The organism is Salmonella sp. NW177 (assembly GCF_051811585.1).
Lineage (GTDB): Bacteria > Pseudomonadota > Gammaproteobacteria > Enterobacterales > Enterobacteriaceae > Salmonella > Salmonella enterica.
Genome location: NZ_JAMMZV010000009.1, coordinates 64618 through 83325, shown reverse-complemented (window position 1 = coordinate 83325; position 18708 = coordinate 64618). Strand labels below are relative to the sequence as shown.

The 18708-nt window shown below is 48.8% G+C and carries 17 protein-coding genes; 4 read left to right on the top strand and 13 right to left on the bottom strand.

From position 1 onward, the window contains the following. Nucleotides 1-2 precede the first annotated feature (2 nt). The 5 genes from siiD to ssb1 all read right to left on the bottom strand — a co-directional run bounded on the left by siiD (nucleotide 3) and on the right by ssb1 (nucleotide 6368). Complete coding sequence (gene siiD, locus NA986_RS21300) at nucleotides 3-1280, bottom strand: SPI-4 type I secretion system protein SiiD (protein WP_001081935.1); 1278 nt, start codon at nucleotides 1278-1280, stop codon at nucleotides 3-5. Then, nucleotides 1277-2596, bottom strand: coding sequence for an SPI-4 type I secretion system protein SiiC (gene siiC / locus NA986_RS21295; protein ID WP_023138419.1), 1320 nt, complete (start codon nucleotides 2594-2596; stop codon nucleotides 1277-1279). Before siiC ends, siiD begins: the two co-directional genes overlap by 4 nt. Beyond that, complete coding sequence (locus NA986_RS21290; RefSeq protein WP_000875180.1) at nucleotides 2586-3974, bottom strand: MotA/TolQ/ExbB proton channel family protein; 1389 nt, start codon at nucleotides 3972-3974, stop codon at nucleotides 2586-2588. The genes siiC and NA986_RS21290 overlap by 11 nt, the downstream gene beginning before the upstream one ends. Then, nucleotides 3971-4603 carry an SPI-4 type I secretion system auxiliary protein SiiA gene (gene siiA, locus NA986_RS21285; RefSeq protein WP_000389246.1) on the bottom strand — a complete coding sequence of 211 codons (633 nt, stop codon included), beginning with the start codon at nucleotides 4601-4603 and terminating at the stop codon, nucleotides 3971-3973. Before siiA ends, NA986_RS21290 begins: the two co-directional genes overlap by 4 nt. A 1234-nt stretch (nucleotides 4604-5837) precedes the next feature. Further along, nucleotides 5838-6368: a single-stranded DNA-binding protein SSB1 gene (ssb1, locus tag NA986_RS21280; protein ID WP_000168322.1), complete on the bottom strand. Its 531-nt coding sequence runs from the start codon at nucleotides 6366-6368 to the stop codon at nucleotides 5838-5840. A gap of 247 nt (nucleotides 6369-6615) precedes the next feature. Here ssb1 and uvrA point away from each other — a divergent pair, with 247 nt between their 5' ends. The 3 genes from uvrA to NA986_RS21265 all read left to right on the top strand — a co-directional run bounded on the left by uvrA (nucleotide 6616) and on the right by NA986_RS21265 (nucleotide 10353). Continuing rightward, a complete protein-coding gene (gene uvrA, locus NA986_RS21275; RefSeq protein ID WP_023201665.1) occupies nucleotides 6616-9441 on the top strand; it encodes an excinuclease ABC subunit UvrA in 2826 nt (941 codons plus the stop codon). A 131-nt stretch (nucleotides 9442-9572) separates the two neighbouring features. Then, nucleotides 9573-10028: a hypothetical protein gene (locus NA986_RS21270; protein ID WP_077957212.1), complete on the top strand. Its 456-nt coding sequence runs from the start codon at nucleotides 9573-9575 to the stop codon at nucleotides 10026-10028. Continuing rightward, nucleotides 10015-10353, top strand: coding sequence for a hypothetical protein (locus tag NA986_RS21265; RefSeq protein WP_000146597.1), 339 nt, complete (start codon nucleotides 10015-10017; stop codon nucleotides 10351-10353). The genes NA986_RS21270 and NA986_RS21265 overlap by 14 nt, the downstream gene beginning before the upstream one ends. Here the strand turns inward: NA986_RS21265 and NA986_RS21260 are convergent, their stop codons facing one another. From NA986_RS21260 to dnaB, 6 genes are all read right to left on the bottom strand, one after another. Further along, nucleotides 10354-10710 carry an MmcQ/YjbR family DNA-binding protein gene (locus NA986_RS21260; protein ID WP_023201666.1) on the bottom strand — a complete coding sequence of 119 codons (357 nt, stop codon included), beginning with the start codon at nucleotides 10708-10710 and terminating at the stop codon, nucleotides 10354-10356. A 2-nt stretch (nucleotides 10711-10712) separates the two neighbouring features. Continuing rightward, nucleotides 10713-11129: a secondary thiamine-phosphate synthase enzyme YjbQ gene (locus tag NA986_RS21255; RefSeq protein ID WP_000270393.1), complete on the bottom strand. Its 417-nt coding sequence runs from the start codon at nucleotides 11127-11129 to the stop codon at nucleotides 10713-10715. Between the two features lie 128 nt (nucleotides 11130-11257). Further along, nucleotides 11258-11971: an acid phosphatase AphA gene (gene aphA / locus NA986_RS21250; protein WP_000724435.1), complete on the bottom strand. Its 714-nt coding sequence runs from the start codon at nucleotides 11969-11971 to the stop codon at nucleotides 11258-11260. A 186-nt stretch (nucleotides 11972-12157) separates the two neighbouring features. Next, a complete protein-coding gene (gene tyrB, locus NA986_RS21245) occupies nucleotides 12158-13351 on the bottom strand; it encodes an aromatic amino acid transaminase (RefSeq protein WP_000486909.1) in 1194 nt (397 codons plus the stop codon). A gap of 185 nt (nucleotides 13352-13536) precedes the next feature. Beyond that, the gene (alr, locus tag NA986_RS21240) at nucleotides 13537-14616 is read right to left on the bottom strand and encodes an alanine racemase (protein ID WP_001147296.1); all 1080 of its coding nucleotides are present in this window, start codon (nucleotides 14614-14616) and stop codon (nucleotides 13537-13539) included. A gap of 31 nt (nucleotides 14617-14647) precedes the next feature. After that, the gene (dnaB, locus tag NA986_RS21235) at nucleotides 14648-16063 is read right to left on the bottom strand and encodes a replicative DNA helicase (RefSeq protein ID WP_000918353.1); all 1416 of its coding nucleotides are present in this window, start codon (nucleotides 16061-16063) and stop codon (nucleotides 14648-14650) included. A 64-nt stretch (nucleotides 16064-16127) separates the two neighbouring features. Between dnaB and NA986_RS21230 the strand changes: the two genes are divergently transcribed. Next, nucleotides 16128-17111 (top strand): quinone oxidoreductase, encoded by a 984-nt coding sequence (locus NA986_RS21230; protein ID WP_000235550.1) that lies wholly within the window; start codon nucleotides 16128-16130, stop codon nucleotides 17109-17111. Between the two features lie 174 nt (nucleotides 17112-17285). Here NA986_RS21230 and pspG read toward each other — a convergent pair whose 3' ends face one another. Next, nucleotides 17286-17528 (bottom strand): envelope stress response protein PspG, encoded by a 243-nt coding sequence (gene pspG, locus NA986_RS21225; RefSeq protein ID WP_000891414.1) that lies wholly within the window; start codon nucleotides 17526-17528, stop codon nucleotides 17286-17288. 167 nt (nucleotides 17529-17695) lie between these two features. Next, nucleotides 17696-18694, bottom strand: a complete 999-nt coding sequence (gene dusA, locus NA986_RS21220; protein WP_070793931.1) for a tRNA dihydrouridine(20/20a) synthase DusA — start codon at nucleotides 18692-18694, stop codon at nucleotides 17696-17698. Nucleotides 18695-18708: the final 14 nt, after the last annotated feature.

Here is an 18708-nt window from a genome sequence, read left to right as displayed (position 1 = left end):
TCTCAAGGTGTATCTAATCGTTTAGTATTAACTGGTTCTGAAAAGGCTTTGTCCACGCCTTTCATCAAGGGAGATAACAGGTATTCCATAATGCTGTGTTTTCCGGTAATTACACTGGCGTCAACAGTCATACCTGGTTTTAACCACCGTAAATCATCTTCATTAACATCGAATGCAATAATTACTTTATAATAACGCTGAATTGTTCCTCCGGTATTTTCCTCATAGGAATCAGGGCTAATATTATCGATAGTCGCATTATACGATTTTATCTTTGGTTGGATAATTGACTGCACATCCAGTTTAACGGCTTCATCTACATATATTTGGTCACGGTATTTGGGTAATATTTTCACATCAGCCAGCATAGTCCTTACTTTTGGTTTTATTTCAAAAAGTAAGTCCGCCGCCTGAATCACACCACCATGAGTAGTGGCACTTTTATTGATTTTATAAATTACACCGTCAACCGGTGAATAGATATCCTCCTCATTTATCTGCTTCTCTATTACTTTTAATGTAGAGTTAACAACCTCAAGTTCCTGAAGATTTTTAGATATTATTTTAGATAAAGATAAGCGCAATTCATTATTAAGCGCCTCAATATCATTAACAACCAGCTCAATATCATCTTTTTTTAAAGTGATGCTACTTTCAATATCATTAATTTCAGACTTAACTTTTATATACGCCTGTTTCTTGTTAAGAAAATTGGTATATGGGCTAATTCCTTTTTTTACCAGTGGAGAAAGAATATTTATTTCTTCGGCAAGCAATGCAAGTTCTTTTTCTTTCGAACTCAGCTTCTCTTGTAATCCGCTAATCTCAGAATCAAGAGAGGTTTTTTTTAACTCTTTAGCTCTTATCTGACTATGCACTAATTCAATATTCGCTTTTACCTCTTTATTGCTTAAAGAACGGGTACCATCCAGGGTAATCAACCCACTCTCATTTTCTTTATCAAGAATGAAAGATATTTCGTTAACATCTTTATCCAGATACCCTTTTTGAGTTCTATACCTTTGATATTCTTTTTGCAGATCAAGGTTAACGACCTTTGCAAGGAGTTCTCCTTTTTTTACAGTATCACCCTCGGCCACATAAATATCTTGTATCGTCCCTCCTTTAGAAAGAGATATTAACTGAGCATTATCTTTAGTAGTGATAACGCCCTGACCATGAACTACTGAATTAATTTCTATAAAGTAGGTAAGGATAATAATTAAGATCGTCAAAGAAATAATTATCATCATGAGATGATCGCTTTGTCTTCTATTCATTTCATTACATTTAACTCACTTTCAGTATTTCCTTTTAAATAATCCATTAAATGAAAAATCAATGAGAGTTGCTGTAACTTTAAAATATACAGGCTATATTTGCTGTCGATCATGCTTACATATGCCTGAAATGCTTCATTACGGCTTGAAATTAAATCAAGCAAACTTTTTTGCCCTAACTGAAACTCCTGCTCATATAATTCAGTAAGCCGTAACGCGTTTGTATGTGAACGTTCCGCCACTGAGTAAGTCTCTTTTGCAGCGGCGTATCTTGAAAGTTGTGAATCAATGTTATAACGCGTTTTAATCAAAAAATCGTCAATTTGCAGCTTAGCCTGCGAGTAACTTGCCACCATTTTTCTTTCCTGGGCTGAATTTCTGAACCCATTAAAAATGTTGAAACTGACATTGATACCCGTTTTAAATTCATCTTCATAATCACTTTTTTTGGCACTACCGCTCGGGTTATTCTGTACATAGCTGGAAACGAGATCTACAGTCGGAAAATAGGATGATTTTGCGGCATTAATATCTTCGGTCGCGGCTTTTCGGGTATTGACAAGCATCTTATAGTCATCGTTGTATTTCATCACCATGTCTATAAGTTTTTCAGGGCTTTCGACAAAGATATATTTTTTGAAGAGGTTGAATTTTTCATCGCTTTGAATCTGATCTGGTGACAAATTCAGACCAGTCATATTCTGCATTTTATACATTTCATCATCCAACATCGACTGATACATAATGCTTCTGGTATTTAATGCATCGATAGATACTTGTACTTTACGCATATCAGATTGCATAGCTACACCGGAAGATACCAGCAGCGAAAAAGTTTCCAGCATCTTTTTATAAAACTCTTTCTCCAGATTTACGCCATCAATCATTTCACGATATTTACTGATGTTATAATAGGTTGTCACAACCTCCTGAGACACTATATTCTTTGTTTTTTCATAGTCAGTCTTACTATTATCTCTTTCATATTCAGATTTCCTGATATTAGCCCCCCTCACTCCAAAATCCGTTATTCGGTATGATAAGGACACCTTATTTTCAACGTTTCTCTCGGTACCTGACGACTCCTTTCTGTTATTATTAAGGCCAGATGTTAGATCCAGGGTAGGATAAAGTGCTGCCCGTGAAAGATCTAAGTCACTGTTTTTCTTTTCAGTCTCATAATATGAAACAGCAACAGAGGGCTGATGCGTTAATGCGGCATTAACTAAATCTCTTAGAGGAATGACCGGAAGCTCGCTGGCGTATGTGCTTTGTGTAATAAAAGCAGTCGTCAGAAAAAACATCTTAATCTTCATTTTTTTCCTCCTTGTTTAACAAACGTTGCTTTACTATTTCCTGATGCATAGATGTTATTTTTTCCATTAATGGCATATAGGTATCACGGTAGCTAACCATTTCAGCACTAATCTCTTTAGTATTAGTAATAATCTTTTTATCAGTAGCCGATAGATCGGATAGCGCTAAATGAACATTATTCATATCCTCATCCATTTCTTTTCTCAGCCCATCGAGAGTATGGGAAATATCGGCACTGCCAGCGGCAATATCGTTTATGGTCTTACCATGTGAAAGAGATTCCTGATAACATTTATCAACTGATGCCATTATTGAATCATTCTTTTTATCTATAATATTTTGTATTGTACTCATTGCCTCCAGTCGTGCATTATTATCAGCAAGCAGGATATTACCTTCAGATAAACGCGAGGTAATTGTTATTACACCGTCAGATAATTTTTTGAGATTTTCGTTACTGCTTACCAGATAACCATCAATCAGCGTAGAAAGTTGCTCTAGTTTTGCTGAGTTATCCAATAGCCGGTTTTGCAAAGTGACAAAGCTATCTGATAGCATCTCTCGTTTCTTTTCTTCATCCTGCGTCCGTAAATTTTCAACTGACAGATAGTTATCAAAAAAAGCTTTAAACAACTCTTTAAATTCTACAAGCGTCTCTGATTCAACCCGCAGGCTTCGCTGTTTATTATTGGATCTGTTGCTTATGATTTTTAATTTTTTGATTTCCGTAGAAACAAGGGAATAGGAGCTGCGAACAAAAACACTTTGTGAGGTCAGGAGGATGGCGCAAACAACACCATAGATAGAAGATACAAATGCGGTATTCATCCCTTTCAATGGTTCAGAAAGCGACGCTACCATTGTCACGATCATATTGAGTGTATTACTTGCATTATCACCGCCAACATCTGATGGCGAGCTCAATAAGTTCCCGATTGAACCAATCGTAATAGACAGACCCGCAAACGTCCCCAACAGGCCAACAAGCGTCGACACATTGCTACAGCTCATAATAAATGACAATCGTTGGTTACGGGCGGTAGACACATTGTCATCTAATTCCATCAGCAAATTGAAATCACACTGTTTGGGTTCCCCGGCAAACAAAACCTGATTGAGGTTAGAAAGAATGCTATTTTTTCTACTGGCGTCCTGAGCTATTAATATGTCTTTTGCTGAAATATTTTTAAGAATAGTGAATAATGCACACAAAGAACCTGTAATATAAATGGCAATAATGACTCCATTGTAAATTGCAGAAACCATGAAGTTATCAAAAACATACTCTCTTATACCGGGAAAAGATAAAGCGAAAAAAGGGAGTATGGCAAGGAAAAAACAGACAAACAAATAGCGGTAATGATTTATATATTTCACTCTGACACCTTTTTATTAATAGTCGTGATAATAGCTTTACTCGTTGTACTTGATGCTGCGGAGTTAACACTCATGTCAATAACTACATCAGGATATATTTTTTTAATCTCTTTCATCAAAATAATTCCCCGTTCATATCCCAGTCGTAGAGAGTCAGAGAAAGAGATGTCTGCCTGAGGAATAACCATTTCTATCAATAAATTACTATTGATTTTGTCTTCTAACCAAGCCTTTATTTTATGAGTGTCCTCTTCTGAAAAGCTTCTCAGCCTGCCATGATACGTAATAACAAGCTCATTTTTTGTAGACGTTATATCAGTTTTCTGACCATCGGCGATATCGTATACTCCAACCTCCTTACCTGACATTGTAGTCATTCCGTCCGACACATCTTGGGTATTCACTTCCTTATTAATTATTTCATTAGCATTTGAATTGTCATTGGCTCCGCTATTTTGAGCAGTAGATTTAGTCTTACTCTCTATATTTGCTTTATAAACTTTAATTGAGTTGTCATACATAATAATCATATTATTAAGTGCAAACACCAACATAAGAAATATAAAAATGCACAATACCGTAGAGAATGTATCAACAAAACTAGGCCACGGATTACTTTCGTCTTCCATGTTGTCTCCTGATATTACATTGTGAATAAAATGTTTTTGTAGATTAGAAAGGATAAAGGATGCTCAACTTATTCAGAAAGTGAACGCTACCGCCCTTGGCTTCCTGCTACCAATACGCTTTATAGATTTCAGTTTTCTTACATCTCGTAATCAGAAAAATAAAAACAACGACGCCATTTTTATGCGCCCACAACAAAGATGAGTGCTTTAATTAAAAACACTCTTCATTTTTTTAATTAGGTAGACATCAATTATTGCACTAACTATATTTTCCCCAATAATAGGTATCGCATAAGCTCTCAGCTCATAAATAAAAAATAGTCATCAGCAAATTAAAACCACCCGCCGATAAATAGATTTGTTAGCTAATCATTAAAACTCTAAATCATTTTAAGGACATATTTCTTTTTAATACGCGTTATAACAATACGTATTTAATAAATTTGCCTCCAGAGGATAAAATTAATTTTCACAATTAAAACATAGGGTCATAGGGACTTCAATATAACTTAAATCATTAAAAATATAATAAGTGGGGAGTAAAAAATCAGAATTGCGTAAAAACACACACAAATAAAACCATTTTTTATATAAAGCCAGCTATAAGTAACAACTTTATCTTCAGCAATTAAAAATAAAGCAAGATGCACATATCATATTTGAGCCCATCACAAGCTAAAGCAAACATTTAATTAACTATTGATAATACCGACCATTCTCTAACGTTATTTTATAATATCTTTTTGTTGTCAAAAAATGGCTATAAATTATATATTTTGCAGATGAGTTTTCTCTTTCATATTTAAGACAATCCGGGTTATTGCAGTACATTTATGAACTTCGGCTGGATAATGATGTGCCGAGGCGAGTCGGCCAGAGGCGATAAGCGACATTTTTCCGTAAGATATGCGCTTCTCTTTTTTGAAAGGGATACTAAGAGCCTATCCCATTAGGGCTATTTTACTTGCCATTTTGGTCCTGGGCAGTGCTCGCCAAAACGCGTTAGCGTTTTGAACGCCGCTTGCGGCGGCCCGAAGGGCGAGCGTAGCGAGTCAAACTTCACGTACTACGTGTACGCTCCGGTTTTTGCGCGCTGTCCGTGTCCAAACTGGCTGCAGGGATAGGCTCTAAGACAATAATACCAGGTAAGAAAATGCCTGGTTTACACCAGGCATTTCAGCAGACGAGAACTATAGCGAAAATGCAAATAACGCTTTGAGTTTTTTACCAAAAATCAGAACGGAATGTCGTCGTCAAAATCCATTGGCGGTTCGTTAGACGGCGCTGGCGCGGATTGCTGTGGACGCGACTGCGCGCCGCCGCTGAACTGGTTGCCGCCCTGCGGCTGCTGAGGTTGTTGCGGTTGACCCCACCCCCCCTGCTGCTGACCGCCTGCCGGTGCGCCGCCGCCCTGGCGACCACCCAGCATCTGCATCACGCCGCCGATCTGCGGAACGTTAATTTCAGTCGTATAGCGTTCCTGGCCACTCTGATCGGTCCACTTGCGGGTACGCAATTGACCTTCGATATACACCTGAGAACCTTTACGCAGATATTCGCCGGCCACTTCCGCCAGTTTGCCGAACATCACCACCCGGTGCCATTCAGTCTGCTCTTTCATTTCGCCGGTCTGCTTATCGCGCCAGGATTCAGAAGTAGCCAGCGTTAAGTTGGCGACAGCGCCGCCACTCGGCATATAGCGTACTTCCGGGTCCTGGCCCAGATTACCAACGAGAATCACCTTGTTTACGCCTCTGCTGGCCATAATTGAGTCTCCTGAATACGTTTCATAAATAGTGTAAACGCGTGAGTGTACCATTTCCACGTAGCATTTTAATAGCTGCGATGCAGGTTCCAGGTCACTCGCGCGAACCTCATATTGTTGCATACTTTAGCTGAAGATGCATTCCAATACTGTATATTCAAACAGGTTAAATTGTGTCATAATTAGCCGTTTCTGCCGTTTGTCCTTCAAACAAACCAGGCATCCGAGTCTCTACCGGGAAAGGTGAATGGATAAGATCGAAGTTCGGGGCGCCCGCACCCATAATCTCAAAAATATTAACCTCGTCATCCCCCGCGACAAACTGATTGTCGTGACCGGGCTTTCGGGTTCAGGCAAATCCTCACTGGCTTTCGACACTCTGTATGCCGAAGGGCAGCGTCGTTACGTTGAATCGCTCTCCGCTTACGCGCGGCAGTTTTTGTCGCTCATGGAAAAACCGGATGTCGACCATATTGAGGGGCTATCGCCCGCGATCTCAATTGAACAGAAATCGACATCTCACAACCCGCGCTCTACGGTGGGTACTATTACCGAGATCCACGACTACCTGCGCCTGCTGTTTGCCCGCGTGGGCGAGCCGCGTTGTCCGGACCATGACGTGCCGCTGGCGGCGCAAACCGTTAGCCAGATGGTCGATAACGTACTGTCACAGCCGGAAGGCAAACGTCTGATGCTGCTGGCGCCGATTATTAAAGAGCGTAAAGGCGAACACACCAAAACGCTGGAAAATCTGGCAAGCCAGGGTTACATTCGCGCCCGTATTGACGGCGAAGTCTGCGATCTCTCCGATCCGCCGAAGCTGGAACTGCAAAAGAAACATACCATTGAGGTGGTGATCGATCGCTTCAAAGTTCGTAACGATCTTTCCCAACGCCTGGCGGAGTCGTTCGAAACGGCGCTGGAATTATCCGGCGGCACGGCGGTTGTTGCCGATATGGACGATGAGAAAGCGGAGGAGCTTCTGTTCTCCGCCAATTTTGCCTGTCCGATTTGCGGCTACAGTATGCGCGAGCTGGAACCGCGTCTGTTCTCATTCAACAACCCGGCAGGCGCCTGCCCGACCTGTGACGGGCTCGGCGTTCAGCAATATTTCGATCCGGACCGCGTGATCCAGAATCCCGACCTGTCGCTGGCAGGCGGCGCGATTCGTGGTTGGGATCGTCGCAATTTTTACTACTTTCAAATGCTCAAGTCGCTGGCGGAACACTATAAGTTCGACGTAGATGCGCCGTGGGCAAGCCTCAACGCCAACGTACACAAAGTCGTGCTGTACGGTTCCGGCAAAGAGAACATCGAATTTAAATATATGAACGATCGCGGCGATACTTCCGTGCGCCGCCATCCGTTCGAAGGCGTGCTGCATAATATGGAGCGCCGTTATAAAGAGACGGAATCCAGCGCGGTGCGCGAAGAGCTGGCGAAGTTCATCAGTAATCGCCCCTGCGCCAGCTGTGAAGGAACGCGACTGAATCGCGAAGCGCGCCATGTATTTGTGGAAAATACGCCGCTGCCTGCTATTTCCGATATGAGCATTGGCCATGCGATGGATTTTTTCACTAATCTCAAGCTTTCCGGGCAACGGGCGAAAATCGCCGAAAAAGTGCTAAAAGAGATCGGCGATCGCCTCAAGTTTCTGGTGAACGTCGGCCTGAACTATCTCACGCTCTCCCGCTCGGCAGAGACGCTTTCCGGCGGCGAAGCCCAGCGTATTCGTCTGGCGAGCCAGATAGGCGCCGGGTTAGTCGGCGTGATGTATGTACTGGATGAACCGTCCATCGGTCTGCACCAGCGCGATAACGAACGGCTGCTGGGTACGCTGATTCATCTGCGCAATCTTGGCAATACCGTGATTGTGGTGGAACACGATGAAGACGCCATCCGCGCCGCCGACCATGTGATTGATATTGGCCCCGGCGCGGGCGTTCACGGCGGCGAGGTGGTGGCGGAAGGCCCGCTGGAAGCCATTATGGCGGTACCGGAATCGCTGACCGGCCAGTACATGAGCGGTAAACGCAAAATTGAAGTGCCGAAACAACGCGTGCCGGCAAATCCAGAAAAAGTGCTCAAACTCACCGGCGCACGCGGCAACAACCTGAAAGATGTGACCCTTACGCTACCGGTAGGGCTGTTTACCTGTATCACCGGCGTCTCGGGTTCCGGTAAATCGACGCTGATTAACGACACGCTGTTCCCCATCGCCCAGCGTCAGTTAAACGGGGCGACTATCGCCGAACCGGCGCCGTATCGGGATATTCAAGGGCTGGAACATTTCGATAAAGTGATTGATATCGACCAGAGCCCGATCGGGCGCACCCCGCGTTCCAACCCGGCGACCTATACGGGCGTCTTTACCCCGGTTCGCGAGCTTTTTGCTGGCGTGCCGGAGTCTCGCTCGCGCGGCTACACGCCAGGGCGATTCAGCTTCAACGTGCGCGGCGGTCGCTGCGAAGCGTGCCAGGGCGATGGCGTCATTAAAGTCGAAATGCACTTTCTGCCGGATATTTACGTGCCGTGCGACCAGTGCAAAGGCAAGCGCTATAACCGGGAAACGCTGGAGATTAAGTACAAAGGCAAGACCATCCACGAAGTGCTGGATATGACCATTGAAGAAGCGCGTGAGTTCTTTGATGCGGTTCCGGCGCTGGCGCGTAAGCTGCAGACGCTGATGGACGTGGGGCTGACCTATATCCGTCTTGGTCAGTCGGCGACGACGCTTTCCGGCGGCGAGGCCCAGCGCGTGAAGCTGGCGCGCGAACTGTCGAAGCGCGGCACCGGGCAGACGCTGTATATTCTCGACGAGCCGACCACCGGCCTGCACTTTGCCGATATTCAGCAGTTGCTTGACGTTCTGCATCAGTTGCGCGATCAGGGCAACACCATCGTGGTGATCGAACACAACCTGGACGTCATTAAAACGGCGGACTGGATTGTCGACCTCGGCCCGGAAGGCGGCAGCGGCGGCGGCGAAATTCTCGTCTCCGGTACGCCGGAAACCGTGGCGGAGTGCGAGGCGTCGCATACCGCCCGCTTCCTTAAACCTATGCTCAAATAACCTTCACGCCGCTTTCCGATTCGCCGGGAAGCGGCATCATTTTTCCTCATCCCACCTCATTGTATCCGTGTTGAGCATTTGTGATTTGCGTGCCGCCTCGCTCTGACATGTGATAGCGCAAACGGTCTGTTATGGAAAACACCATGAAGTTGCCCTACGCAATCACACTACTGCTGTGCCTGTTTTTATCCGCCTGTACGCTGCCTGACCGCTTTAGCGCCGTGGCTTTTCAACAACTGACGCTATTACAAGCGCGCTCAACCCGCTTCCTGCAGGACGCGGCGCGAATACCGTGGCAAAAAGAGACACTGCTCAAGGATGACCGCGATATCCGCCAGACATTTTTTCAGGCTGAGCGGGTCGCCCGTCAAGGTGGGGATAAACACCGACTCGAAAATCTGGCGCTGCTGAAAAATCACTATTTGCGTCTTTATGCGCGGGTTATGCAACGTAAGCAACCACTTACTTACATCCAGACTGAGAGATACCAACAGCAAAATAATCAGGTCTGGAAATTAGCCATACAGGGTGAGTGTCTGCATTTGGGCGCTCGCTGCACTCAGGGAGAAGAAAATGGCGTCTATTAACGAAATACATTACCTGATGACCACCGCCCGGGCCGAACATCCTGTAGCCTCCTCGGCGATTGCCGAGTTTATCCAGGCGTATAAGCAGGCAAGAGAAGACAGCGACGACGGTATACGCGAGTCCGCCGCGTTTATCGCCCGCGCGCTTCAGGAACATGCTCGCGGCTGGCTGGACGACGACGATATGATTATTCTGCTGGAAGGACAGCGGGACCTCGCCAGGCTACGCGCCAATAATGCGCAAATCGCCCTCGGCAGCCGTATCCGGTCTACGGTCATCCGCCTCATTGATATCGCCCTGGCGTTGTTGGTCGGCGCGCTATAATCAGGAATGCGGCAACTGCTTGCGTTTATCTTCCGGCAGCGCATTTACCGCCTGTTGATAAGAGGCATCGACCAGATAATAGAGTTGTGAATCCGGCAGCGATCCGTCCAGATAGACCGTGCTCCAGTGCGCTTTATTAAGGTGCCGACTCGGTCGTACATCGCTGTGCTGCTGGCGTAACAACTCTGCCAGTTCCGGGCTGGTTTTGAGAGAGGCTGCCGGGCGTCCTTCAACTTCTTTTACCATCGCGAAAAGTACATCTTCCACTTTAATTTGCGTCGCTTTCCAGTCGCTGTGGACGCTCTGCTCTGCGCCAGGTTTTGCCATGCAGTATTGCAGTAATTCCGAAATGGTCATTATCATTCCCCTTGTAGTGTCGCGATGATTTTACGTGGACCGCCGTGAATACGGTGTTCTCCCAACCAGATACCTTGCCATGTTCCTAACTGTAAACGCCCCTGGCGTACAGGCAGCAGCAACGAGACGCCCAATACTGACGACTTAATATGCGAAGGCATGTCATCCGCGCCTTCGTAGTCATGTTCATACGCCGCATTATCGGGAACGGTTTTCAGGAAATGGCGCTCCATGTCAGCGCGCACGGTAGGATCGCAGTTTTCGTTTAACGTCAGCGAGGCCGAGGTATGTAGCAACAACAGATGCAGCAAACCCGTTTCGACAGGCGGTAAGCCAGACAATTTATCGGTAATTTCATCTGTTATCAGATGAAACCCGCGCGGCTTCTCGCTCAGTGTAATGGTGCGCTGATACCACATAGGCTGCTCCTTCCTAAAAACAAACGTCTCCTGAATAGTGTGCAGCAAGTCTGGAAAAGGTAAAAGCCAGCGGGGCAAGTTTGTGCAAAAATCATGCAAAAAAGGAGAGCCTGACGCTCTCCTGATTTTTAGTACTCCGAGTTGACAATGACTTCCTCGCCAAACGCTCCTGCCTGCGGCAGCGGTTTGTAGGTGGAGTTAGCCGCGCGCAGGATGCGAATACCGCGGATACCACAATCACGAGCCGCGGTAATATCGTTATCCGAATCGCCGTAGAAGATACGCATGTTCTTCTCCTGCAGCCACTGTACTTTCGTATTTTGTTCCGGTTTATCGCCGGCGAAAATCACCGGATTCATATTCGCCGCCGGAATATGGAAGTTATCCGCCAGCGTTTTCGACACGGTTTCCGTTTTCGTCTGACTACGACCAGTGACAAAGTAAATACTGTCGCCACGGCGAACATGCATATCAATGAGCTGTCGGGCCACTTCTTTTGGAATACTGAACTCATCCCAGCCGTTGTTCATTTTTTCCCAAAAGGCCGGATTTTTCAGATAATCGTCGCTGTCCGGGGAATAGGTTTTCTTTCCGCGCCAGAATCCGGGGCTGGAAAATAACACGGTGTCGTCAATATCAAAGCCGACCGCCATCGGCGGGCGTCCGGTGAGGCTGTTTTCAATCTGGGCGACAGAGACCCAATGGACAGGCGCTTGTTCCGCGAGTTTTGCAACATTAGTGCCCGGATTGAGCGTCGAAGGGGAAGATACTAACGCATTCGCGGAATGGTTTAGCGTAAACAACAAACAGACGGCACTCAGCGCCAGGGTTATTTTTTTCATGCTTTTCCCTTAAAATTCAAAATATTATAATTATTAAGATGAGTCTTTGCTCAAAAAACTATCTGACCATAACGCCAGTAACGGTCAAAAGGAAGGATTATCTGCGGTTTTGTTACGAAAAAAGAGGATGATCACAACAGCTATTGTCAGGCCGGAGGGCACTGTTATCGCCGTCCGGCCTGAATATTACATGACAGCGGCAAATGCCTTCGCCACGCGGTGTACATTTGAAGCATTAAGCCCGGCGACACACATGCGGCCACTGGCAATCAGGTAAACGCCAAACTCATCGCGCAACCGATCGACCTGCTCCTCGCTTAACCCGGTATAGCTGAACATACCGCGCTGCTGTAACAAGTAATCAAAGTTGCGGTCAGGCATCTCCGCCTTCAGCTCCTTCACCAGCGTCTGGCGCATCGATATAATGCGGTTACGCATCGCGTCGACTTCCGCCAGCCAGCCCGCTTTTAACGCCTCATCGCCCAGGACCGTAGCGACCACCTGAGCGCCGAAACACGGCGGACTGGAGTAAATTCGGCGCACCGTCGCTTTTAGCTGTCCCAGAACCCGCGCGGCAATTTCAGCATCTTCACACACCACGGACAGGCCGCCGACGCGCTCGCCGTACAGCGAGAAAATCTTCGAAAAAGAGTTACTGACTAACGCAGGTAACCCGGCGCTGGCAATGGCGCGAATAGCGTAAGCATCCTCGTCCATGCCTGCGCCAAACCCCTGATAGGCAATATCAAGGAACGGAATCAGATCGCGCGCTTTCACTATTTCAATCACCGCATCCCATTGCGAAGGCGTTAAATCCGCCCCGGTCGGGTTGTGACAACAGGGGTGCAGCAGCACGATACTGCGCGCAGGTAACGTATTCAGCGTGGCCAGCAGATCGTTAAAACGGATGCCGTTAGTCGCGTCGTCATACCAGGGGTAAGTACTCACTTCGAATCCTGCCCCGGCAAATATCGCAATATGGTTTTCCCAGGTGGGGTCGCTCACCCATACGCCTGCGTCGGGGAAATAACGCTTCAGGAAATCCGCACCCACTTTCAGCGCGCCGGAACCGCCTAATGTCTGGATAGTGGCCACGCGCTGTTGCTGAAGAACCGGGTGATCGGCGCCAAAGAGCAAAGGCGCGATAGTATGGCGATAAGTATTGAGTCCTTCCATCGGCAGGTACAGCGAAGCGCCATGCGGCTGCGCGTTAAGCCGGGCTTCGGCTTCGGCCACCGTTTTGAGCTGTGGGATAATCCCGTCTTCGTTGTAATACAGGCCAATGCTCAGATTTACTTTGTCGTGACGGGAGTCGTCTTTAAAACGCTCCATCAGTGAAAGAATCGGATCGCCGGCATAGGCGTCAACTTTTTGAAACACGCGATGGTTCTCCAGGTTTACAGAGGGCAGGAAATAACACAATAAACCGGAAGGACGAGAAGATCGAGAGGATGTTGTGGTGGATGCGCATATTACCGGATAGCGGCATGAACGTCTTATCCGGCCTACAGCCAATGCGCGATACAAGCCGGATAAGCGCAAGCGCCACCCGGCCCGCCGCGTATTTAATCAATATACTTCATCGCCACCCTTGAGGTCAGGCGCGTGATAAGTTCGTAAGCACTTACTTTTGTTATTTCAGCGATACGTTCAACCGGCAGACCTTCACCCCATAAGACCACCGGATCGCCCGCGTTATCCTGCGCGTTTGGCCCCAAATCCACGCAAATCATATCCATCGCCACCCGCCCGACAATCGGAACTTCACGGCCATTGACCAGTACTGGCGTACCGGAAGGCGCCGCTCGTGGGTAGCCATCGCCATACCCCATCGCCACCACGCCCAGGCGCGTGTCGCGCTCACTCACCCATGTCCCGCCGTAGCCCACCGGTTCGCCCGCTTTGTGGTCACGCACCGCGATCAAACTGGAGGTTAAGGACATCACCGGCTGAAAACCAAAATCCGGCCCCCAGGGTTTGTGCTCCAGCGGCGATACGCCATACAAAATGATGCCCGGACGCGCCCAGTCAAAGTGAGACTGCGGCCACAGCAGGATACCGCCAGACGCGGCAATAGAGCGCTGACCGGGTTTACCCTGACAGAAGGCATTAAAAATGTCGAGCTGATGTTCGGTAGCGCCGCATTCCGGCTCATCCGCACGGGCAAAATGGCTGACGATATTCACCGGCTGGCGTACATTTTTACAGTGCGTCAGACGCTGGTAGAACGCCTCCGCCTCTTCGGGACGCACGCCGAGACGATGCATACCGGTATCCAGTTTCATCCAGACCGTTACCGGCTCCGCCAGCTCCACCGCCTCCAGGGCGGCAAGCTGCTCTTGATTATGTACGGCGGTATGCAGACATTGCGCGGAAATGGTCGGCAAATCGGCGGCGTCGAAAAAACCCTCCAGCAGCAGGATAGGCTGCGTGATCCCGCCCGCTCGCAGACGTAGAGCCTCTTCAAGACGCGCCACGCCAAAAGCGTCAGCATCAGGGAGCGTTCGCGCGGTCTCCAGAAGACCGTGTCCATAAGCGTTCGCTTTCACCACCGCAACCAGCTTACTGGCAGGCGCCAGTTCACGCAGACGTTGCAGGTTGTGTCGCAGAGCGCGGCGGTTAATGACGACTGTTGCCGCTTGCATTTGAATTCCTTGTTAAAAGAATGACGGAGAGTTACTCATCATCGTATTGCGGTCCCGCATAGTTATCGAAGCGCGACCACTGACCATTGAACGTCAGACGAACCGTACCGATAGGACCGTTACGTTGCTTACCAATAATAATTTCAGCAATGCCTTTTAAGTCGCTGTTCTCGTGATAAACCTCATCACGGTAGATAAACATAATTAAGTCGGCATCCTGTTCAATAGAGCCGGATTCACGCAGGTCGGAGTTCACCGGACGTTTATCCGCGCGTTGTTCCAGAGAGCGGTTAAGCTGCGATAGCGCCACGACCGGCACCTGGAGTTCCTTCGCCAGCGCTTTCAACGAGCGAGAAATTTCGGCGATTTCCAGAGTACGGTTATCAGAAAGCGACGGCACACGCATCAATTGCAGGTAGTCGATCATAATCAGACTTAACCCGCCATGTTCGCGGAAAATACGCCGCGCGCGCGAACGGACTTCTGTCGGCGTAAGACCTGAGGAGTCGTCAATATACATATTGCGTTTCTCCAGCAGAATGCCCATCGTGCCGGAGATTCGCGCCCAGTCTTCATCATCAAGTTGACCGGTACGAATACGTGTCTGATCGACGCGGGACAGCGAGGCCAGCATACGCATCATGATCTGTTCGCCGGGCATCTCCAGACTAAAGATCAGTACCGGTTTATCCTGCAACATCGCCGCATTTTCGCAGAGGTTCATCGCAAAAGTGGTTTTACCCATGGAGGGGCGCGCCGCGACGATAATCAAATCCGAACGCTGTAACCCTGCCGTCTTTTTATTGAGGTCCTGATAGCCGGTATCCACGCCTGTAACGCCATCGTGCGGTTGCTGGAACAACTGCTCAATACGCGCCACGGTAGCGTCGAGAATCTGGTCGATGCTTTTCGGACCTTCGTCTTTGTTGGCCCGGTTTTCCGCGATCTGGAAGACGCGCGACTCCGCCAGATCCAGCAGTTCGTCGCTATTGCGCCCCTGTGGATCGTAACCGGCGTCCGCAATTTCATGCGCCACCGCGATCATATCGCGGACCACGGCGCGTTCGCGCACAATGTCCGCATAAGCACTGATGTTCGCCGCGCTTGGCGTGTTTTTAGACAGCTCCGCCAGATAGGCGAAGCCGCCGACGCTGTCCAGTTGGCCCTGCCGCTCCAGCGATTCCGCGAGCGTAATCAGGTCGATAGGACTGCCGCTTTCCTGCAAGCGCCCCATCTCCGTAAAGATATGGCGATGCGGACGGGTATAGAAATCTTCCGCCACCACGCGCTCGGCCACATCGTCCCAGCGCTCGTTATCCAGCATTAAACCGCCCAACACCGACTGTTCCGCTTCAATCGAGTGCGGCGGCACTTTTATCCCGGCAACCTGCGGATCGCGGTCGCGGGCATCAGTCTGTGGTTTGTTGAAGGGTTTATTTCCTGCCATAGTGAATGGAGTTACCGAGATAGTGATTGGGTCGAAAGATTACCACATTTCTTTTGGAGGAAGCATGGCAACGCGTATTGAATTTCACAAGCATGGTGGTCCGGAAGTGCTTCAGACCGTGGAGTTTACGCCAGCGGAACCGGCGGAACACGAAATCCAGGTTGAGAACAAAGCCATTGGTATCAACTTCATCGACACCTATATCCGTAGCGGACTCTATCCGCCCCCGTCGTTGCCTGCGGGCCTGGGAACCGAAGCTGCGGGTGTGGTCAGTAAAGTCGGCAACGGCGTGGAGCACATTCGCGTGGGCGATCGCGTCGTCTACGCGCAGTCAACGCTCGGCGCTTACAGTTCCGTCCATAACGTCCCCGCAGATAAAGCCGCGATTTTACCTGACGCCATTTCCTTCGAACAGGCGGCAGCCTCTTTTCTCAAGGGGTTGACCGTTTTTTACCTGTTGCGCAAAACCTATGAAGTGAAACCCGACGAACCCTTCCTGTTTCATGCCGCTGCGGGCGGCGTCGGTCTGATCGCCTGCCAGTGGGCGAAAGCGCTGGGCGCGAAGCTTATCGGTACCGTCGGTAGCGCGCAAAAAGCGCAGCGGGCGCTGGACGCTGGCGCCTGGCAGGTAATTAATTACCGTGAGGAGAGCATTGTCGAACGGGTAAAAGAGATCACCGGCGGCAAAAAAGTCCGCGTGGTCTATGACTCCGTGGGGAAAGATACCTGGGAAGCCTCACTGGACTGCCTGCAACGTCGGGGACTGATGGTCAGTTTCGGCAATGCGTCCGGCCCCGTCACTGGCGTGAATTTAGGTATTCTGAATCAGAAAGGTTCCCTGTATGCCACGCGACCTTCACTACAGGGGTATATTACGACACGTGAAGAACTGACCGAAGCCAGCAATGAATTGTTCTCATTGATCGCCAGCGGCGTGATTAAAGTTGATGTGGCTGAAAATCAACGCTATGCGTTAAAAGATGCCCGTCGCGCACATGAGGTGCTGGAAAGCCGGGCCACACAGGGCTCAAGCCTGCTGATTCCGTAATAGCTCTGCAAAGAAATTGGGCTTCCACCCGGGAAGCCCTTTCTTTTTTTGTTCGGCTGTATGTAGGGTACAGCGCGATGAATTCGTTACCTGCGCAATCATGACAGATTTAATAATCGATTCCTATTTGCCTGTGAGGGCAAAGTTCCAGGTTGTGACGAACCGCTCAATACCTTAGTAAAACCGACGGTTATTGCGCTGATACTGTGGGATTTTTGGCGTTTTTACTGCTTTGATCACCCACACCACAGCCACCGCCAGCAGTAGCCACGGTAACAGTTTGATCATCAGGGCGAACATTCCGCCCAGGAACATGACGGCAGTCGCTACAACCAGCGCGGCCAGAATGCCCAGCAAGGAGACGCCCGTCACCATTAACATCAGAAAAAAGCCAAGCACAAAAAGTAGTTCCAGCATAGTCGCTCCCCATAAAGATGGCATTGCCCGGCGGCACGGCGCTTACCGGGTTTGGTCAGGTAAGCTATTACAAAAATCATGCCAATATTTATATTTTTGATATATAAAGAAAAAGCCCTGCAAGACTGCACAGAGCGTGGTGAGATTGACTAATTTTTGGCGAACTTTTAACGCTTGTCTGCCACCAGTTTTAGCGCCTGCTCCAGTACAGCAACATCCGCGCCAGCTTTATGGGCGTTTTCGCTCAGATAGCGACGCCACTGCCGCGCGCCGGGGATGCCCTGGAACAACCCCAGCATATGGCGAGTGATATGCCCCAGATACGCTCCCTGGCTCAATTCACGCTCAATATAGGGATACATCGCGCGAACCACCGCAACCGTGTCGGCATCGGTGGTATCGGCGCCAAAAATCTCCCGATCCACCGCGGCCAGTATACCCGGATTCTGATAAGCTTCGCGGCCAACCATGACGCCATCCATATGGCGCAGGTGCTCCTTCGCCTCTTCCAGCGATTTGATGCCGCCGTTAATGGACATGGTCAGGTGCGGAAAATCCCGCTTTAGCTGATAGACGCGCGGGTAATCCAGCGGCGGGATCTCACGATTTTCTTTCGGGCTTAAGCCAGAAAGCCAGGCTTTGCGCGCATGGATAATAAACATCTCGCATTCGCCCTGACCGGAAACCGTATTAATGAAATCACACAGGAACGCATAACTGTCCTGATCGTCAATACCAATGCGGGTTTTTACCGTTACCGGAATCGAGACGACATCACGCATGGCTTTAACACAATCGGCGACCAGTTGCGCATTGCCCATCAAACAGGCGCCAAACATACCGTTTTGCACGCGATCGGAAGGGCACCCCACGTTGAGGTTAATTTCATCGTAGCCACGCGCTTCCGCCAGCTTTGCACAATGCGCAAGCTGAGCCGGATCGCTTCCACCAAGCTGTAGAGCGACCGGATGCTCTTCTTCGCTATAAGCCAGATAGTCACCCTTACCGTGAATAATCGCGCCCGTGGTCACCATTTCGGTGTAGAGCAGCGTCTGGCGAGACAGCAAACGCAGGAAATAGCGGCAATGTCTGTCCGTCCAGTCGAGCATAGGCGCGATGGAGAAGCGATAAGCAGGTAAAGCGGAGGACTGGGTTTCAGGCTGCATGGCGAATAAATAAG